General features: G+C 62.9%; 18 protein-coding genes. 6 read left to right on the top strand and 12 right to left on the bottom strand.

Translation table 11 applies throughout. The features are described from left to right. Positions 1–142 precede the first annotated feature (142 nt). The 5 genes from CO656_RS08980 to CO656_RS09000 all read right to left on the bottom strand — a co-directional run bounded on the left by CO656_RS08980 (position 143) and on the right by CO656_RS09000 (position 5,137). Positions 143–1,432 carry an RsmB/NOP family class I SAM-dependent RNA methyltransferase gene (locus CO656_RS08980; protein ID WP_097525491.1) on the bottom strand — a complete coding sequence of 430 codons (1,290 nt, stop codon included), beginning with the start codon at positions 1,430–1,432 and terminating at the stop codon, positions 143–145. Between the two features lie 132 nt (positions 1,433–1,564). Further along, positions 1,565–1,939: a septal ring lytic transglycosylase RlpA family protein gene (locus CO656_RS08985; RefSeq protein WP_037420980.1), complete on the bottom strand. Its 375-nt coding sequence runs from the start codon at positions 1,937–1,939 to the stop codon at positions 1,565–1,567. Between the two features lie 462 nt (positions 1,940–2,401). Then, entirely contained in the window at positions 2,402–3,274 is an 873-nt protein-coding gene (locus CO656_RS08990; protein ID WP_097525492.1) for an SDR family oxidoreductase, read from the bottom strand. Further along, complete coding sequence (gene queG / locus CO656_RS08995; protein ID WP_097525493.1) at positions 3,262–4,434, bottom strand: tRNA epoxyqueuosine(34) reductase QueG; 1,173 nt, start codon at positions 4,432–4,434, stop codon at positions 3,262–3,264. Before queG ends, CO656_RS08990 begins: the two co-directional genes overlap by 13 nt. Positions 4,435–4,444: 10 nt before the next feature. Continuing rightward, complete coding sequence (locus CO656_RS09000) at positions 4,445–5,137, bottom strand: glutathione S-transferase family protein (RefSeq protein ID WP_037420971.1); 693 nt, start codon at positions 5,135–5,137, stop codon at positions 4,445–4,447. Between the two features lie 257 nt (positions 5,138–5,394). On the opposite strand from CO656_RS09000, the gene CO656_RS09005 reads away from it, so the two are divergent. Continuing rightward, entirely contained in the window at positions 5,395–6,201 is an 807-nt protein-coding gene (locus CO656_RS09005; RefSeq protein WP_097525494.1) for an undecaprenyl-diphosphate phosphatase, read from the top strand. A gap of 111 nt (positions 6,202–6,312) precedes the next feature. On the opposite strand, the gene CO656_RS09010 is transcribed toward CO656_RS09005, so the two are convergent. The 7 genes from CO656_RS09010 to dnaN all read right to left on the bottom strand — a co-directional run bounded on the left by CO656_RS09010 (position 6,313) and on the right by dnaN (position 11,571). Then, positions 6,313–6,474 carry a hypothetical protein gene (locus CO656_RS09010; RefSeq protein ID WP_012710132.1) on the bottom strand — a complete coding sequence of 54 codons (162 nt, stop codon included), beginning with the start codon at positions 6,472–6,474 and terminating at the stop codon, positions 6,313–6,315. 238 nt (positions 6,475–6,712) lie between these two features. Next, positions 6,713–7,693, bottom strand: a complete 981-nt coding sequence (locus tag CO656_RS09015; RefSeq protein WP_097525495.1) for a complex I NDUFA9 subunit family protein — start codon at positions 7,691–7,693, stop codon at positions 6,713–6,715. Positions 7,694–7,828: 135 nt separating this feature from the next. Then, positions 7,829–8,116 (bottom strand): DUF1330 domain-containing protein, encoded by a 288-nt coding sequence (locus CO656_RS09020; protein WP_037420963.1) that lies wholly within the window; start codon positions 8,114–8,116, stop codon positions 7,829–7,831. Between the two features lie 127 nt (positions 8,117–8,243). Continuing rightward, complete coding sequence (pyrF, locus tag CO656_RS09025) at positions 8,244–8,948, bottom strand: orotidine-5'-phosphate decarboxylase (RefSeq protein ID WP_097525661.1); 705 nt, start codon at positions 8,946–8,948, stop codon at positions 8,244–8,246. 5 nt (positions 8,949–8,953) lie between these two features. Beyond that, positions 8,954–9,535 carry a histidine phosphatase family protein gene (locus CO656_RS09030; protein ID WP_097525496.1) on the bottom strand — a complete coding sequence of 194 codons (582 nt, stop codon included), beginning with the start codon at positions 9,533–9,535 and terminating at the stop codon, positions 8,954–8,956. 15 nt (positions 9,536–9,550) lie between these two features. Beyond that, on the bottom strand, positions 9,551–10,153 hold the full coding sequence (gene pmtA / locus CO656_RS09035) for a phospholipid N-methyltransferase PmtA (protein ID WP_097525497.1): 603 nt from the start codon (positions 10,151–10,153) through the stop codon (positions 9,551–9,553). A gap of 299 nt (positions 10,154–10,452) precedes the next feature. Next, positions 10,453–11,571 (bottom strand): DNA polymerase III subunit beta, encoded by a 1,119-nt coding sequence (dnaN, locus tag CO656_RS09040; RefSeq protein ID WP_037377962.1) that lies wholly within the window; start codon positions 11,569–11,571, stop codon positions 10,453–10,455. A gap of 254 nt (positions 11,572–11,825) precedes the next feature. Here dnaN and rsmI point away from each other — a divergent pair, with 254 nt between their 5' ends. From rsmI to ugpE, 5 genes are all read left to right on the top strand, one after another. Further along, positions 11,826–12,755 (top strand): 16S rRNA (cytidine(1402)-2'-O)-methyltransferase, encoded by a 930-nt coding sequence (rsmI, locus tag CO656_RS09045; protein ID WP_234819745.1) that lies wholly within the window; start codon positions 11,826–11,828, stop codon positions 12,753–12,755. Next, the gene (locus CO656_RS09050) at positions 12,745–13,113 is read left to right on the top strand and encodes a YraN family protein (protein ID WP_097525499.1); all 369 of its coding nucleotides are present in this window, start codon (positions 12,745–12,747) and stop codon (positions 13,111–13,113) included. Before rsmI ends, CO656_RS09050 begins: the two co-directional genes overlap by 11 nt. Before the next feature lie 106 nt (positions 13,114–13,219). Then, positions 13,220–14,518 carry an extracellular solute-binding protein gene (locus tag CO656_RS09055; protein ID WP_097525500.1) on the top strand — a complete coding sequence of 433 codons (1,299 nt, stop codon included), beginning with the start codon at positions 13,220–13,222 and terminating at the stop codon, positions 14,516–14,518. 125 nt (positions 14,519–14,643) lie between these two features. Beyond that, entirely contained in the window at positions 14,644–15,564 is a 921-nt protein-coding gene (locus CO656_RS09060) for an ABC transporter permease subunit (protein WP_179864733.1), read from the top strand. A 10-nt stretch (positions 15,565–15,574) separates the two neighbouring features. After that, positions 15,575–16,417 (top strand): sn-glycerol-3-phosphate ABC transporter permease UgpE, encoded by an 843-nt coding sequence (ugpE, locus tag CO656_RS09065; RefSeq protein WP_037421067.1) that lies wholly within the window; start codon positions 15,575–15,577, stop codon positions 16,415–16,417. The last annotated feature ends 68 nt before the right edge of the window (positions 16,418–16,485 follow it).

Consider the following 16,485-nt stretch of genomic DNA (forward strand, 5'->3'; position numbering starts at 1 on the left):
GTCATGACCCAAAAGCAAACTGGTGTCAAAGCGTATAGTTTAGAAGACTTTCAAACTTGCGACTTCCCCTTGCGGCGTTCGTCTCGGTATCTGTCGTTGCCCCAAAACCGCTGCACGCTTGTGGGCGACATGCACTGGGCCGCTAGCTTTTCCTGCCCATCAGGCAAAAGAAAAACCCATCGGTTCCGGTTGAAGCGGGCGTCAGCGTGACGGTCTTCATATCGGCCGACCAGGGCTGTGGCTTGTCGGTACCGAACAGCGTCGCCCATGTTGCGGCGGCCGAGAGGATCTCGAACTCCGGATTGTCCTCACAGAAGCCGTAGACCTGCGCTTCGTTTTCTTCCGGAAGCACGGAGCAGGTCACATAGATCAGGTGCCCGCCGGGGCGCACGAACTGGGCGGCGCCGGCAAGCGCCTCCTCCTGCTGGGCCAGTCGCTCCTCAAGGTTCTTCTGGGTCAGGCGCCACTTCGTGTCGGGCCGGCGCCGCCAGGTTCCGGTCCCCGTGCAGGGCGCGTCGACGAGCACCCGGTCGCAGCGGCCTGCAAGCGGGGTGAGCGCCTCCGCCGACTCGTGCACCTGGACATTGCGGGTGCCGGCGCGCTTCAGTCGCTCGATGATCGGCGCGAGACGCTTGCGGTCGGCGTCATAGGCATGCACCTGACCCTTGTTGTTCATCGCGGCGGAGATGGCGAGCGTCTTGCCGCCGCCGCCGGCGCAATAGTCGAGCACCTGCTCACCCTCGCGCGCAAAGACCAGGTCGGCGACGATCTGCGAGCCCTCGTCCTGAACCTCGAACCAGCCCTTCTGAAACGAGATTTCGGCGGTGACGTGCGGCAGGCGCGCGGCGCCCTCGCCGGCGGGGATGCGTATGCCGTGGCGGGCGATCGCCGACGGTTCGGCACCGCTGCGCTCCAATGCCTTCAAGACCTTGGCGCGGCTTGCCTTCAGCGTGTTGACGCGAAGGTCGAGGGTTGGCCGGCCGGCGAGCGCCCTGGCTTCGTCGAGCCAGTCGTCCGAGAAGTTTTCTTCGAAAGAGGCTTGCGTCCACTCAGGGACATCGCCCTGCACATGGAGCGGCGCGTCTTCGATACGGCGCTCGCGGAACGCCCTCATCATCTCTGCCGAGGGTGCCTGCGGGGCGAACTTGTCGTCGGAGAGTTCCGCCGCCAGCCTATCGGGCGTGAAGCCCCATTGGCGGTACATGACCGCGTGGCCGAGGGCGGCCGGGCTTTCGCTATCCATCAGATAGGCGTGGGAGAGCTTCATCCGGAGCGCGTCATAGACGATGTTGCCGATGGCGGCACGGTCGCCCGAGCCGGCAAAACGATGCGACAGGCCCCAGTCCTTGAGCGCGTCGGCAACCGGGCGCTTGCGCTTCTCGATATCGTCAAGAACGTCTATGGCTCCGGCGAGCCGTCCGCCCAATCGCATCTTCGATCAACTCCTTTTTCGCCGTGGTAGCGGCGATGGCACCGAAGAGCAAGTGAGCGGTCGCATTATGTGCGGGAGCGATCGCCCCGCGGAAGAGAACCGTCCAGCCTCAAGCCGGCGGCCTTCGAACGATCAGGAATTGACGACCTGGTAGCAGATGCTGGCGGTGCCCGAGCGGACCATGCCGATCTGCGAGGCGGCCGCCTTGGAAAGATCGATGACCCGGCCGCGAATGAAGGGACCGCGGTCATTGATGCGCACGACGACGGACTTGCCGTTTCGCTTGTTGGTGACCTGGACCTTGGTGCCGAATTTCAAGCTTCGGTGCGCGGCCGTCAGGCGCGCGGCGTTCATGCGCTCGCCGGAGGCGGTTTTCGAGGTGAGGGCATACCAGGAGGCGCCACCGCAACCCGTTCCCTTTGCCTGGCTGTCGGATGCCGAGACGAGACCCATCCCGACGGCGAATAGCGCTGCGGCGGCAGCAGTCTTGATTTTCGCGGGCTTCAAGCGGTGATCCCTTCGGATTGAATGTTCGACTAGTTCCCTTTGCAGTTCGAGCTAATTAGGGCAAAACATGGCAAAAACGTGCTTCAACCGTTAACCATTCATTAGGATTTATTGAAAAATGCTGTTAATTTAAAACGAGATGCCGTTTTAATTGCTTTAGAAGACCCAAGAAGTTCTTTTGAATCAGCGCCTAAACGTTTCCTGCGGGTTTTGGTTCCTCCCAACTCCCAGGCTGACGTAAAAAATCATTTAAAATTTCGATGCGCGTGAATTTCTACGAATTTCCCTCATCAAAATCCCCGTCTATCGCCCAGGTTGTATCGAGTGGCGAAGTATAGGTCGAAATAGGGCAGTATGAGGCAGTCAAGGTGAGTCGTCCGAATCTATTACTTTCGGATGATCTCGCAACATGCTTTCGGCGGTGGGGGATATTCTGATAAAAGTATCGGAGAGGTGGTTTTACTATCCACGCCAGGTCCCGCTTGCCCATAGCTGTGCAAGCGAAACGCGATAATTCGGATAGGCTAAGTCGAATCCGGTCTCGCGCAGACGCGCATTGGAAACGCGCTTGTTCTCACCATAGAAGGAGCGCGCCATCGGCGACATCTCCGCGCTCTCGAAGGGAATTTCCGGGGGCGGTTCGACGCCCATCAGCCGGGCGGCCTCGGCCACTACGTCCTGCGGCGGTCCCGGCTCGTCGTCGGTCGCGTTGAAGATCCCGCCCACGCCGCGGTCGGCAAGGAACGCGGCCGCCGCGCCGATATCCTCGACGCGGATGCGGTTGAAGACCTGGCTCGCCTTGACGACCCGTCGGGCCGTGCCTTCGGAAAGATTGCGGAAAGCGTTGCGGCCCGGGCCGTAGATGCCGGCAAGTCGAAGCACGGCGACGGGAACGCCTCGCCTGGCGCCATAGTCCAACCAGGCGTTTTCCGCCTCGACCCGTTCCTTCGAGCGCTGCGAAACCGGCTTTATCGGCGTTTCCTCGCTGACCCAGCCGCCGCCATGGTCGCCATAGACGCCGACGGTCGAGAGATAGCCGACCCAACGGAGTCGCGGCATGAGGTCGTCGAGTGGCGGCGTCGCCGAGCGGAACATCGGGTCGCCTTCGCGTCCCGGCGCGATCGATTGGATGAGGTGCGTCGTCTTGCCCATCGCCTCGGCGAGTCCCGGGGAAATGTCGTCGCCGTCGAACAGCAGCGGCTCGATGCCGGCCGCCTGGAGCGCCGTCAGCTTTTCCGGCGAGCGGGTCGTTCCCGCGACCGACTGTGCGGCTGGCGCCAGCGCCTTCGCGATCGCCGTGCCGGAATAGCCGGCACCAAGTATCAGGACATGCATCGGCTCACTCCCGCCATTTGCCATTCCGAAAGCACCTCGTCATCCGTTTCCTGCCCGCACTCCATAGCGAAGGCGGCGAGCTCGTCAGCTGCCATCAGCCGCGAAAGCGCCCAGACGGCCATCGCCCGGACCGTTGGGGAGGCATCACGCGCCAATGCCTTGCAGGCGGGTAGCAACTTCTCTTCACCGGAATTGCCGGCGGCGATCAACACATTTCTGACGAAACGGTCGCGGCCGATGCGTTTCACCGGAGAGCCGGAAAACAGGTTGCGGAAGGCGGCGTCGTCGAGCGTCAGCAGGGCGGCGAGCTCCGGTTCCCTGAGGTCCTCCCTGGCTTTGAGCTTCATCTCCGCGGCCGAGTGCGCGAATTTGTTCCAGGGACAGACGGCCAGGCAATCGTCGCAGCCATAGATGCGATTGCCGATCAGCGGTCTGAGTTCGGGGTCGATCGGCCCCTTGTGCTCGATCGTCAGGTAGGAGATGCAGCGCCGCGCATCGATCTGGTAGGGCGCCGGGAAAGCGCCGGTCGGACAGGCGTCGAGGCAGGCCCGGCAGGAGCCGCAATGGTCCCGCTCGGGATCATCGATGTCGAGATCGGCGGTCGTGAACAGGCTGCCGAGAAACAGCCAGGAGCCGAATTCGCGGCTGACGAGATTGGTGTGCTTGCCCTGCCAGCCGAGTCCGGCCCTTTCCGCCAGTGGCTTCTCCATGACCGGCGCGGTGTCGACGAAGACCTTCACATCCTCGCCGGCGCGCGCCGCAAAGCGCGTGGCGATCTCCTTGAGCCGTCCCTTGACGACGTCGTGATAGTCGCGGTTCCGGGCATAGACGGAGATCGCGCCGCGATCTTGCTTGGCGAGGATCTCCAGCGGATCGGTGTCGGGCCCGTAGTTCATGCCGAAGAGGGCGATCGAGCGGACCTCGCTCCACAGCACACGCGGATCGGCGCGCCGCTCCGCCGTCTCGGACAGCCACTCCATCGTGCCGTGACAGCCGGCGGTCAGGAATTGCCGGAGCCGCTCCGGCGCCTGCGGTATGGCATCCGCCCGGGTGATCCGACAGAGCTCGAAGCCCTTGGCCGCGGCTTCCTCCTTCAGAAAGGCGGTGAGCGTCCGGCGTTTCCTGCCCTGGTTCTCCGCCTTTGCAGCGTCGCCGGGCATTGTCGTGTCCTTAGAAATCGAGGTCCGCATAATGGGAAACGGGGGTAACGCCGCGCACCCGCTCGGCGAGCAGCGGGCGGAAGGACGGCCGGGATTTGAGCCGCTGGTACCATTCCTTGGCGGTCGGGGCGTCGGACCAGTCGATTTCGCCGAGATAGTCGAGGACGGAGACCGCCGCGGCCGCCGCGAGATCGGCGTAGGAAATCCGATCGCCTGCAAGCCAGGGACGCGAGCCGGCGAGCCAGGAGAGATACTTCATATGCTGGCGGATATTGTTGCGCGAGGTCCGGAGGATCTTCGAATCCGGCGCGCCGCCGCCCTGGTCCGGCGTCATCTGCAGCTTGTAGATGCGCTCGCGCACCAGCGGCCGGGTGACGTCGGCCTCCATCTTCTGCAGGAACCATTCGCTGAGCCGGCGGATTTCGGCGCGCTGAAAGGGATCCTCCGCCAAGAGCCGGCGATCACGCTTCATGATGCCGCTGGTCTCGTCGAGATACTCGGAGATGATCGTCGCGCCGCAAAGCGCCCGCATGCTGTCGTCGACATAGACCGGCAGGGTGCCGGCCGGGTTGAGCGCCAGGAAGTCGCGCCGGTTCTCCCAGGGCTGCTCTTCGCTCAATTCCGTCTGATAGCCATATTCTGAGAGAATAAGGCGTACGAACCGCGAGGCGGAGGACATGGGGTGATGATACAGTGTCGGCATCGATATCAGGGTGCAGCTGTTTTCGGGGATCTACAGCGCCGTGCGTCTTTTCAGACGCACAAAGGACGCTGCAGCACTTTGAATCGCTGCATGTTTTGATCCTTAAATCGGCTCGATTTAAGGAAACATGCAGTAGGCATCGCGGCATATGCAACTGGCCACGGCTTCATACAACGAGCTATAGGTAGTTGCGGTGGCAAACACAAGAGAATCGACTTTCTCCTCCCAAATCCAAGAATATCAGGAACCGTTCATATATGGCCGATCAATCGATCATCAGCGCGCTCGTGCTCGGGCTCATCGAAGGCCTGACGGAGTTCGTCCCCGTCTCGTCGACGGCGCATGTGCTCCTTGCCGGACACTTCCTCGGCTTCAAGTCGCCGGGAAATACCTTCGCCGTGCTCATCCAACTCGGCGCCATCCTTGCGATCCTGCTCGTCTATTTCAAGAAGCTGCTGTCGATCGCGCTGGCGCTCCCGACAAGCGTCAAGGCGCGGCGCTTCGTCTTCTCGGTGCTCGTCGCCTTCCTGCCGGCGGCCCTGATCGGCGCCGCGGCGCATGACTTCATCAAGACGGTGCTGTTCGAGACGCCGATGCTGATCTGCGTCGTGCTGATCGTCGGCGGCGTCATCCTCTATGTGATCGATCAGCTGCCCTTGAAACCGCGCTACACTGACGTCTTCGATTACCCGCCTTCGCTGGCGCTGAAGATCGGCCTCTTCCAGTGCCTGGCGATGATCCCGGGGACGTCACGCTCCGGCGCCACGATCGCCGGCGCTTTGCTGATGGGAACCGACAAGCGTTCGGCCGCCGAGTTCTCCTTCTTCCTCGCTATGCCCACCATGGTCGGCGCCTTCACCATCGATCTCTACAAGAACCGCAACGCGCTCTCCTTCGACGACATCAGCCTGATCGCTATCGGTTTCATCGCCGCCTTCGTCGCGGGCATCTTCGTGGTGCGCTCGCTGCTCGATTTCGTCTCGCAGCGCGGCTTCACGCCTTTCGCGATCTGGCGCATTGTTGTCGGCACCGCAGGCCTGATCGGCCTCTGGCTACTGGGGTAGGCGCAGCCCGAAAAACTAAAGCCGCATGCGTCTCTTGCGAAACGCATGCGGCCCCTGGCCCCCGCCAATAAACTCAAAATGTCTGCCTCACGGCCGAGGCAGTTGCCCGGCTTACCAGCCGGATGCGCCGATCGACGCGGTCGTGCACGGATCGACGCCATAGGCAGGCGTGCAGCCCTTGCTGCTGCTCGCCACAGTGCCCGGTGCGATGAATGAGCCAGCCAGAATGATCAGTGCCGCAGACGCAAAAAAGATTGCGATCGACTTGCCCATGGGACGTTGTGCCTTTCGAGTATGAAGTTGTCACCGCCTGCGCTCGCCGCGCCGTGGGTGCGAGCGGTGTTTATTCGCCGGGCGTGTCATGATCAATATCAGGACATGCTGAATCTGCGGTAAACACCATTCCGGTTTTCGACTGCGGCAGAACTGCAACGCTGTTGCGCCAGCGCCACAAGCAAAAGCCGCCGGCGGGACCGGCGGCTGGATCAGACGACAACCCCCGCGGGGATGATCAGGCGGCGCGACCGCCGCGCGTGTACTGCCCCTGCGGGCGAAAACGCACCAGATAGGTCGGCAGGATCGAGTCCAACAACGTCGGCTCGATGCCGATGCCGGGGAGCGTCCGGCCTTCCGCTTCGGCGGCCGGGGAAACGACATTGTCGGATTTCAGCAACACGACCTGGTCGGCGGTGATCGGCGGCGCGATGAAGGGCACGAGCGATGCGACACTGCCGAGAAGCGACGCGATGCCGAAGGGGATCGAGACGAAGGAACGCTTGCGATCGATCGTTTCGAGCATGATCTCGAGACATTCGCGGAACGAAAGGACCTGGGCGCCGCCGAGTTCATAGATCGTCCCGCCCTTGAGCTTGCCGTCGACGGAGCGGGCGACGGCTTCGGCGACATCCGTCACATAGACCGGCTGGAACTTCGTGTGGCCGCCGCCGATCAGCGGCAGGGCCGGCGCGAAACGCGCCATGCTGGCGAATTTGTTGAAGAAATCGTCCTCGGGTCCGAAGATGATCGACGGCCGCAGGATGACCGCCTCTGGCACCGTTTCGAGGATGGCGATCTCGGCCCGGCCCTTGGTGCGGGCATATTGGGATTCGGAATTCGTGTTGGCGCCGATCGCCGAAATATGCGTCAGCTGTGCACCGGCCGCGCGGGCGGCTTCGGCGACGGCCCGGGCGCCGAAGTCCTGGACCGCGTCGAAGGTGTTTCGGCCGCGCTCGAAGAGCACGCCGACGCAATTGATCACGTGATCGGCCCCCTCGACGGCGCGGTCGACGGACCGGCGATAGCGCAGGTTGGCCTGGACGAAGGAAATCTGGCCCATGGTGCCGAGCGGCTGGAGATGGCCCGCGAGGTCCGGCCGCCGCACCGCGACGCGGATGCGATAGCCTCGCTTTGCAAGCGCGCGAACCACATGACGGCCGACAAATCCGGATCCGCCGAAAATCGTCACCAGCGGCGGAAGGTTGGACAAGGTCATGGGAAGCGCACTCCTGAGGTCGTTGGCAAGAATGGATTGCTACATAGCCGAAGCAGCGGGCAAGGTGAAGGCCATTCCACGGCACGGCTTGTTAGCCTTCCGTCCGCTGCCCGCGGCAGGGCTCCCAGCTAATCCTCAGACGCCCTCAACCACCACCATCTCGGCGTCGGCGACCTCCTGGCGGATCGCCGCGGCGATCTGATATTCGGGGGAATTGTAGCAGTCGATCGCGGCCTGCACCGAGGGGAATTCGATCACCACGTTGCGGGCGCGCACGGCCCCCTCCAGCCGGTGGAACTCGCCGCCGCGCGCCAGGAAGGTGGCACCATATTTCACGAAGGCGGGTTTTGCGGCCGCCACATAGTCCTTGTAGCGTTCGGGGTCTCTGATATCGACCCGAGCAATCCAGTATCCCTTGGCCATGATGAGCTCCTCGTCTTTCCGAAAAGTGCAGACGGGATCGTTACTTCCGGCAATTCCTGGTCGAGGTCAAGCGTGCCGGCAGACGAGAAGTCGAAAAGCCGAGTCTGGTTGCTTCCTGGCGACGGAATCAACCGGGGAGGGCGCTTTTCATCTCCGCGAGGATGGCGCGGCTCGCAGCCAGCGGATCGGTCGCCTTGACGATCGGCCGGCCGACGACGAGATGGCTCGAGCCGGCGCGGATCGCCTCGGCCGGCGTCATCACCCGCTTCTGGTCGCCTTTCTCCGCACCGGCGGGACGGATTCCCGGCGTCACCACCGCCATCTCCGCCCCGATGACACGGCGGACGGCTGCGGCTTCTTCCGCCGAGCAGACGATGCCGCCCATGCCGGCGGCGCGCGCCTGTTTGGCACGGCGCAGCACCAGTGTATGCGGATCGGTTACGTAGCCGGCATCGGCGACATCCTGGGCGTCCATTGAGGTCAGCACCGTGACGCCGAGCAGGCAGAGGTCGGATCCCTTCGCGGCGTCGACGGCCGCCTTCATCGCTTTCGGATAGGCGTGCAGCGTCAGCATCGACATGCCCATCCTGGCGATGTTCTCGACGCCCTTCGCCACCGTGTTGTCGATGTCGAGCAGCTTCATGTCGAGAAAGACTTTCTTGCCGCCCGCGGCGAGATCACGGGCGAAATCCAAGCCGCCGGCGAAGACGAGCTGATAACCGATCTTGTAGAAGAGGACCTCGTCGCCAAGCGTCGAAACGATTTTCTCCGCCTCGGCGGTCGTCGGAATATCGAGGCCGACGATCAGCCGGTCACGCGCGCTTGTGCTCATGTCGATCACCCCTGCCAGATTTCCATCGGCGTCCAGTCGCATGTGACGCCGCGATCCGCAAGACGGAAGGCAAAGAGATTGCCGCCGCCCGGCAACTGGTCGGCGCTGCGGGCGATCGCCGTCCCGGTCATCCGGCATTTGAGCAGCGTGCCGACGCCGCCATGGCCGACAAAGGCGATCGGGACGGCCGGATCGTGGCGGTCGAGGATGTAGAATACCGCCTTCACAATCCGCGCCTGCGCGTCGATGGCGCGCTCCCAGCCCCTGAAACTTTTCTCCGGATGGGCGAAGAATCGGTCCGCGGCCTTCTCGAAATCCTCTGGCGGCAGAAATCCGGTCGCGGAGCGGTCGTTCTCGCCGGTTTCCTCATCCGTTTCGACCGGAACGCCCGCGGCCTCGGCGAGGATCGCTGCGGTTTCCAGCGCCTTCCGTTCTCCGCTTGAGATGACGCGGCCAAGCAGCCGGACCCACGGCTGATTGGAGGTCAGGCGCGCCCGTTCCCGCCCGAGATCGGACAGGCCCCACTCCGGCACCGGGACAGCAGGATCGATCTGGATCTGCGGGTGCGTGATATAGACGCCGAACACGGGCGAGCCGTCCGTCTAATGGGCTTTGCTGTAAATCCAGAGCTGTGCCGGCGGGATGTTGCGCACGACGAAATCATAATGCTGGATGCGATAGCGATCCGGCATGGCGACGACCGGCGACATCGGCCCATAGGAGATCTGAACGACCGGGCGGCCGAAGGGGATGCGCGAGAGCAGATCGTCGATCAGCTCGACACGACGGTGCATCGGAAAATTAAGGAGCGGTACGGCGGAGACGACGCTGTCGAACTGCTGACAGTTCAGCGCGCCGAGCGTGCTCGAAAGGTCGAAGGCGTCGCCGTTGATGAAGTTCACACCGGCGAAATCCTGCTTCAACTGGTTGAAGAATTCGGTGGAGTATTCGATCGATACCAGCTTTTCAGGGGAGATGCCGCGCTCGAGGATCGCCTTGGTGATCACGCCCGTCCCCGGTCCGAGCTCAAGCACCGGCAAGCCGGAACGCGGATTGACGACGCTCGCCATCCGCCGCGCCGTCACCGCGGAGGTCGGCAGGATCGCGCCGACCGCGCGGGTGTTGCTCATCCAGCCCTTAAAGAAGCGAATCTCTTCGTCGAACTTCTGACCGAACTTTTCCTTCACCTTCAGGCGCAGACTCATCGAATCCCCTCGGCTTCATTGTTCCCATGGCTTTGCGCGCGGTACCGCGATTCGGCGGCCGCGCGTAAGCGTCTGCTCATAATGTGCTCCCATCTGCGGCGAAAACAAGTCGGCCTGCGTCTGAAAGCGACACTTTATCAACAACCAGCGACAGTCCCGCCAATGAAAAACCCGCCAGGCGGCAGCATGGCGGGTTCTATCCGATTTCGCGCCGCTGCCCGCCTCTTTAAATCGCAGTCGATTTCGGACCGGAAACGTGCTGCAGCGACCTCTGTGCGTCTGATCGAGACGTATTGTCCTCAGACGCGCATCGGCATCAGCACGTAGAGCGCGTCGTCCGCGGCAAGATCGCGCACCAAGGTCGGCGAGCCGGGATCCGCCAGCATGAAGACCGCCTCATTGCCGGTAAGCTGGGCAGTGATGTCGAGAAGATATTTGGCGTTGAAGCCGATTTCGAGCGGATCGCTCTCATAACCGACCGGCAATTCTTCCGTTGCGCTGCCGGAATCCGGATTGTTGACGGTCAGCGTCATCTGGCCGTCGGAGAGCGCCAGTTTGACGGCCCGGCCGCGTTCGGAGGAGATCGTCGAAACGCGGTCGACGGCCTGTGCGAAGGACTGGCAGTCGACGCGCAGTTCCTTGTCATTGCCGGCCGGAATCACCCGCTGATAGTCCGGGAACGTCCCGTCGATCAGCTTCGACGTCATGACGATCGAGCCGATCGTCAGGCGGATCTTCGCGTCCGAGACCTCGACCGTGACCACCACGTCAGGAGTGTCGAGCAGTTTTTGCAATTCGCTGACGGTCTTGCGCGGAATGATGATGCCGGGCATGCCCTCGGAGCCGGCCGGCGCCTCGATGTCGGCGCGGGCGAGGCGATGGCCGTCGGTAGCCACCGCCCGCAGCTTGAGCTCGCCCTTGTTCTCAACCGTGTGGAAGAAGATGCCGTTGAGGTAGTAGCGCGTTTCCTCCGTCGAGATCGCGAACTGCGTCCTGTCGATCAGCATCTTCAGATCCGTCGCCTTGGCGCGGAAGGAATGCGAGAAGCTGCCGGCCGTGAGGTCCGGGAAGTCCGATTGCGGCAGGCATTGCAACGAGAACTTGGAGCGGCCCGAGGCGACGGTCATCGCCGTGCCCTCGGCATTGGTGGCGAGCAGCACCTCGGAACCGTCCGGCAGCTTGCGAACGATGTCATAGAGCAGATGCGCCGGAACGGTGGTTGCGCCCGCCTGTTCCACCTGCGCCGGTGTTGCCTCGGTGATCTCCAGGTCGAGGTCGGTCGCCTTCATTTCGAGGCTGGCGCCGTCGGAGCGCAGCAGCACGTTCGAGAGGATCGGGATCGTGTTGCGCCGTTCGACCACGCGGTGGACATGGTTCAGCGATTTCAAAAGATTGGACCGCTCGAGAGTAATGCGCATGGGATGCTACCGCTTTCAACCATTGCCGGACGGGCGGGGCGCGCCTGCCGCGGCGTCAAACTGCGTGTGTCCCGGCCGGCCGGCCGGAGCGATGTGGACGGGCAAAATGGCAGAAAAATCGCCGCGAAAGCAAGCGGTTTCGCGGGCTTTTCCCAAATGCAGCAGCCTGCCGTCCCGGCCGGCCTTGCCCTGCGCTGGCCGCTCACTCATAAAGGGCGCGAATCGGCAAGCCGGGCATCAGCGGGAACAGGGCGTTGGAAAAGCAGCAATCGGCCGAGGCGGCGGAGAAGGAAAGACAGCGCAGCTTTCGGCTGCACAATGCAAGCGTACCGGCGCGCCCCCTGGAACCGGCGCTCTATCTGGTGGCGACGCCGATCGGCAACCTCGCCGATATCACCTTGAGGGCGCTGGAGACGATTGCCGGCGCCGATCTGCTCGCCTGCGAGGATACGCGCGTGACGAGGGTGCTGCTCGATCGCTACGGCATCGTCAATCGGCCGGTCGCCTACCACGAACACAATGCCGCCGAGGCCGGGCCGCGGCTGATTGCGGGGCTCGCCGAGGGGAAATCGGTGGCGCTCGTTTCCGATGCCGGTACGCCGCTCGTCTCCGATCCCGGCTATCGCCTGGCGCAACTCGCGATCGACGCCGGCCACAAGGTCGTTCCCGTCCCCGGCCCGTCGGCGCCGCTTGCCGCCCTCGTCGCGTCGGGACTTCCGAGCGACGCCTTCCTGTTTGCCGGGTTTCTGCCGACCAAGGACAAGGCGAAGCGTGACCGGCTCAGGGAATTCGCCGCTGTGCCAGCGACGCTCCTCTTCTTCGAGTCGCCGCACCGCATCGCCGCCACCGTCGCCGCCGCCGCCGCGGTTTTCGGCGAGGAGAGGAGAGCCGCTGTCTGCCGCGAGCTGACCAAGGCCTTCGAGGAGTTCCGCCGCGGCACGCTCGGCGAGCTCAAAGCCTTTTATGACCAAGGCGCGAGCGTCAAGGGCGAGATCGTGCTGGTGATCGGTCCGCCGGACGCAAAGCCCGTCGCGGAGGCCGCGGACGTGGACGCGCTGCTGAAGGAGCTCGTCCGCGACATGCCGATGGGCAAGGCGGCGACGGAGGCGGCGCGCCGGACCGGACTGCCGCGCAAGGAGCTTTACGATCGACTCCTCAGCCTGAGGGACAGTCATGAAGGCTGAGCGCCCGGCTGCCCGCAAGCTCATGGCGCTGAAGCGCGGCCATCTCGCCGAATACCGAGCCGCGCTCTGCCTGATGCTCAAGGGCTACCGGATCGTCGCGATGCGCTATCGCACCAAGCTCGGCGAGATCGACATCATTGCCCGCCGCGGCGACCTGATCGCCTGCGTCGAAGTCAAGGCCCGGGCGAGTTTCGACGGAGCCGTCTTCGCCGTCTCCGATACGGCGCAGCGGCGGATCAGGGCGGCGAGCGATATCTGGCTGTCGCGCCAGACGGATTTTCACCGCCTCTCGGTCAGCTACGACATCGTCGCCGTCATGCCCTGGCGCTGGCCGCGGCACCTGCCGGACGCGTTTTGATCAAACGATCAAAAATGTAATCGATCCGACACAAAAGCATTACCGGCCTGTCATCGAATGTCACTAGTCCACTGCCCACCGCAACCACGGTGGAGAGGGACCAGCCATGTTGAAAACCATTTCGCTCGCAGCCATTGCTCTTGCATTTTCCACGACGACGTCGCTCGCCGCGACCAACATCACCTGGTGGCACGGCATGGCCGGTCGCAACGGCGAGGTGATCAACGAGGTCGCCCAGAAATTCAACGTCTCCCAGAGCGCCTGCGCCCTGACGCCGGTCAGCAAGGGCACCTATGAGGAAGCGCTTGCCTCCGGCATCGCCGCTTTCCGCTCCGGCGAACAGCCGAACATCCTGCAGGTCTTCGACGCCGGTGCCGCAACCATCATCAACGCCAAGGGCGCCGTCATTCCGGCCGAGGACCTGATCACCAAGGCGGGCTACAGTTTCGACCGTGGCGCTTTCATCGACGGCGTGCGCTATTTCTACGCCGATAGCGAAGGCAAGTTCGTCGGCATGCCGTTCAATTCCTCGGCGCCGATCATGTATATCAACGACGAGGCCCTGAAGAAGGCCGGCGTCGAGGCCCCGAAGACCTGGGAAGAGTTCGAGGCTATCGCACCGAAGCTGAAGGAGGCTGGCTTCATTCCGCTCGTCCAGTCGCAGCTCACCTGGCAGTTCACCGAGAACTTCTTCTCACGCAACAACATCCAGTTCGCCACCAACAACAACGGCTACGACAGCGTCGTCGATACCAAGCTCAAGGTCACCGACCCGAACCTGGAGATGATGTTCGAGAAGCTGAAGGCCTGGAAGGACCAGGGCTACTTCGCTTTCTACGGTGCCGGCTGGAACGACAACCAGAAAGTCTTCGAAGAAGGCAAGGCAGCCCTTTGGATCGGCTCCTCCGGCTCCTTCGGCGGTCTGCAAAAGACTGCGACCATGCCCTTCTCGGCGACCTTCCTGCCCTATTGGAACGCGATCAAGGGCGCCGGCACCAACTCCTTCATCGGCGGCGCCGCACTCTTTGCCATGTCCGGAAAGTCGGACGAGGAAAACAAGTGCGTGGCCGATTTCTTCCAGTTCCTGACCTCGCCGGAAGTCCAGTACTTCTATCACAAGGACACCGGCTATGTTGCGATCACCAAGGCGGCCTATGAGCTCGCCCAGAAGGACGGCTACTACAAGGAAAAGCCGGTCGCCGAAGTCGGCATCAAGCAGCTCCTGCTGCCGGCCGGCGATTGGTCCAGGGGCTACCGCCTTGGCTTCTATCCGCAGATCCGCGAGATCATGGAGCGCGAATACGGCCGCATCTTCTCCGGCGAAGCGACCGTGAAGGATGCCCTAGAAGCGATCGAGAAGGAAGGCAACGAACTGCTCGCCCGTTTCGCCAAGACCGCCGGCTGATTGCGATGAGCGAGGCGAGCCCCTCACCATTCCCCTTTCCCCGCGCGCGGGGAAAGGGGAATGCCGCCGACAATGGAGCGTCCCTTCTCCCCGCCAGTGCGGGGAGAAGGTGGCCGGCAGGCCGGATGAGGGGCCGCTCCAAAGATCAAGGACAGCAGGCAGCCGCCAAGCGCGTGCAATTCGCCTCGCCTTTCCTGCCCTATCTCTTTCTCGCGCCGCAGCTCGCGATCATCTTCGTGTTCTTCTACTGGCCGTCTGCCCAGGCGATCCAGTCCTCCTTCTATCTCGAGGATCCGTTCGGTTTCGGCTCCACCTTCGTCGGCCTCACGAACTATGCCGACGTCCTGAAGTCGACCGAGTATTTCGGCATAGCGCGGTTCACGGCCATCTTCACCGCCCTCGTCACCTTCTTCGCGCTGGCGATCGGGCTCCTGCTCGCCGTCAAGGCGGACGGCGTCATTCGCGGCAACGCGACCTACAAGACGCTGCTCATCTGGGTCTATGCGATCGCCCCGCCTGCCGCCGGCCTGATCGGCATGATGTTCTTCAACCAGCATATCGGCCCGCTCGTCGAATTCGCCCGCTGGTTCGGTTGGGACATCAAAGTCGGGCTCGATTATTTCGACACGGCCTTCGCGATGATCGTCGTCGCGGTCTGGAAGCAAATCCCCTACAACTTCATCTTCTTCCTTTCGGGACTTCAGGGCATTCCGGTGTCGGTGCGCGAGGCGGCGGCGATCGATTGCCGCTCGGAACTGCGCCGCTTCTGGACGGTCATCCTGCCGCTGCTGGCGCCGACTGCCTTCTTCCTGCTGATCATCAACGTCACCTATGCGCTTTTCGATACGTTCGGCATCATCGACGTGATGGTGAAGGACAAGGCCGCCAACAACCCGATCACGCTCGTCTACAAAGTCTACATGGACGGCTTCCGCGGCAACGATCTCGGCGGCTCCTCGGCGCAATCGGTGATCCTCATGCTGATCGTCCTGGTGCTCACCGTCTTCCAGTTCCGCTTCATCGAGCGGCGCGTGCACTATAATTGAGGTGATGCCGATGCATCGCACCCGTTTGCTCGACCACGTCATTCTTCTGATCGGCGTCTTCATCATGGTGATGCCCGTCGTCGTCGCCTTCATGACCTCGACCCACGAGGCGGCAGACATCCACCGCAATGGCCTCAGTCTCACCTGGGGCGGCCATTTCGCCGAGACTTATGAGACGGTTCTGGCCCGCGAGGGCGGTTTCACCGGCAAGGTCACCGGCTTCAACATGATGCTGAACTCCATGATCCTCGGCCTCGGCTTTGCCGTCGGCAAGATCGTGCTCTCGATGCTGGCGGCCTATGCGATCGTCTATTTCCGCTTTCCGCTGGCGAGCTTGTTCTTCTGGGTGATCTTCACGACGCTGCTCCTGCCGCTCGAGGTCCGCATCCTGCCCTCCTACGAGGTGATGAATGCCCTGAGGCTGACGAACACCTATACCGGGCTGATCGTGCCGCTTCTCGCCTCTGCGACCGGCACCTTCTATTTCCGCCAATTCTTCAAGTCGGTACCGGACGAACTCCTGGAGGCGGCGCGGATCGACGGCGCGGGGCCGTTCAAGTTCTTCATCGACGTGCTGGTGCCGCTGTCGCGCACCATGATGGCGGCGATCTTCATCATCATGTTCGTCTACGGCTGGAACCAGTATCTCTGGCCGACGCTGATGACGACGGACGAGGGCTTCTTCACGCTGGTGCGCGGCATCAAGCAGATCCTGCTCGTCTGGGTCGGCTCCAACATTCCCGATTACAACGAGGCCTTTGCGCTGGCCATCCTCGCCATGCTGCCGCCGGTTATAATCGTCGTCATGTTCCAGCGCTGGTTCATCAAGGGACTTACTGAGAGCGACAAATAGAGCATTTCCCGGCGAAGTGTGCGGCGGTTCGCCGTCGGAAATGCGCAGACACAAAGTGGAACGACCGG

Origin of the sequence: Sinorhizobium sp. FG01, from assembly GCF_002531875.1 — a bacterium.
Taxonomy (GTDB): domain Bacteria; phylum Pseudomonadota; class Alphaproteobacteria; order Rhizobiales; family Rhizobiaceae; genus Sinorhizobium; species Sinorhizobium fredii_C.

Bases quoted from the DNA above. Each gene is read 5' to 3' on its own strand.
- CO656_RS08980 (WP_097525491.1), bottom strand. From the start codon at position 1,432: ATGCGATTGGGCGGACGGCTCGCCGGAGCCATAGACGTTCTTGACGAT.
- CO656_RS08990 (WP_097525492.1), bottom strand. From the start codon at position 3,274: ATGCATGTCCTGATACTTGGTGCCGGCTATTCCGGCACGGCGATCGCG.
- queG (WP_097525493.1), bottom strand. From the start codon at position 4,434: ATGCCCGGCGACGCTGCAAAGGCGGAGAACCAGGGCAGGAAACGCCGG.
- CO656_RS09000 (WP_037420971.1), bottom strand. From the start codon at position 5,137: ATGCCGACACTGTATCATCACCCCATGTCCTCCGCCTCGCGGTTCGTA.
- CO656_RS09005 (WP_097525494.1), top strand. From the start codon at position 5,395: ATGGCCGATCAATCGATCATCAGCGCGCTCGTGCTCGGGCTCATCGAA.
- CO656_RS09010 (WP_012710132.1), bottom strand. From the start codon at position 6,474: ATGGGCAAGTCGATCGCAATCTTTTTTGCGTCTGCGGCACTGATCATT.
- CO656_RS09015 (WP_097525495.1), bottom strand. From the start codon at position 7,693: ATGACCTTGTCCAACCTTCCGCCGCTGGTGACGATTTTCGGCGGATCC.
- CO656_RS09020 (WP_037420963.1), bottom strand. From the start codon at position 8,116: ATGGCCAAGGGATACTGGATTGCTCGGGTCGATATCAGAGACCCCGAA.
- pyrF (WP_097525661.1), bottom strand. From the start codon at position 8,948: ATGAGCACAAGCGCGCGTGACCGGCTGATCGTCGGCCTCGATATTCCG.
- pmtA (WP_097525497.1), bottom strand. From the start codon at position 10,153: ATGAGTCTGCGCCTGAAGGTGAAGGAAAAGTTCGGTCAGAAGTTCGAC.
- dnaN (WP_037377962.1), bottom strand. From the start codon at position 11,571: ATGCGCATTACTCTCGAGCGGTCCAATCTTTTGAAATCGCTGAACCAT.
- CO656_RS09050 (WP_097525499.1), top strand. From the start codon at position 12,745: ATGAAGGCTGAGCGCCCGGCTGCCCGCAAGCTCATGGCGCTGAAGCGC.
- CO656_RS09055 (WP_097525500.1), top strand. From the start codon at position 13,220: ATGTTGAAAACCATTTCGCTCGCAGCCATTGCTCTTGCATTTTCCACG.
- CO656_RS09060 (WP_179864733.1), top strand. From the start codon at position 14,644: ATGAGGGGCCGCTCCAAAGATCAAGGACAGCAGGCAGCCGCCAAGCGC.
- ugpE (WP_037421067.1), top strand. From the start codon at position 15,575: ATGCATCGCACCCGTTTGCTCGACCACGTCATTCTTCTGATCGGCGTC.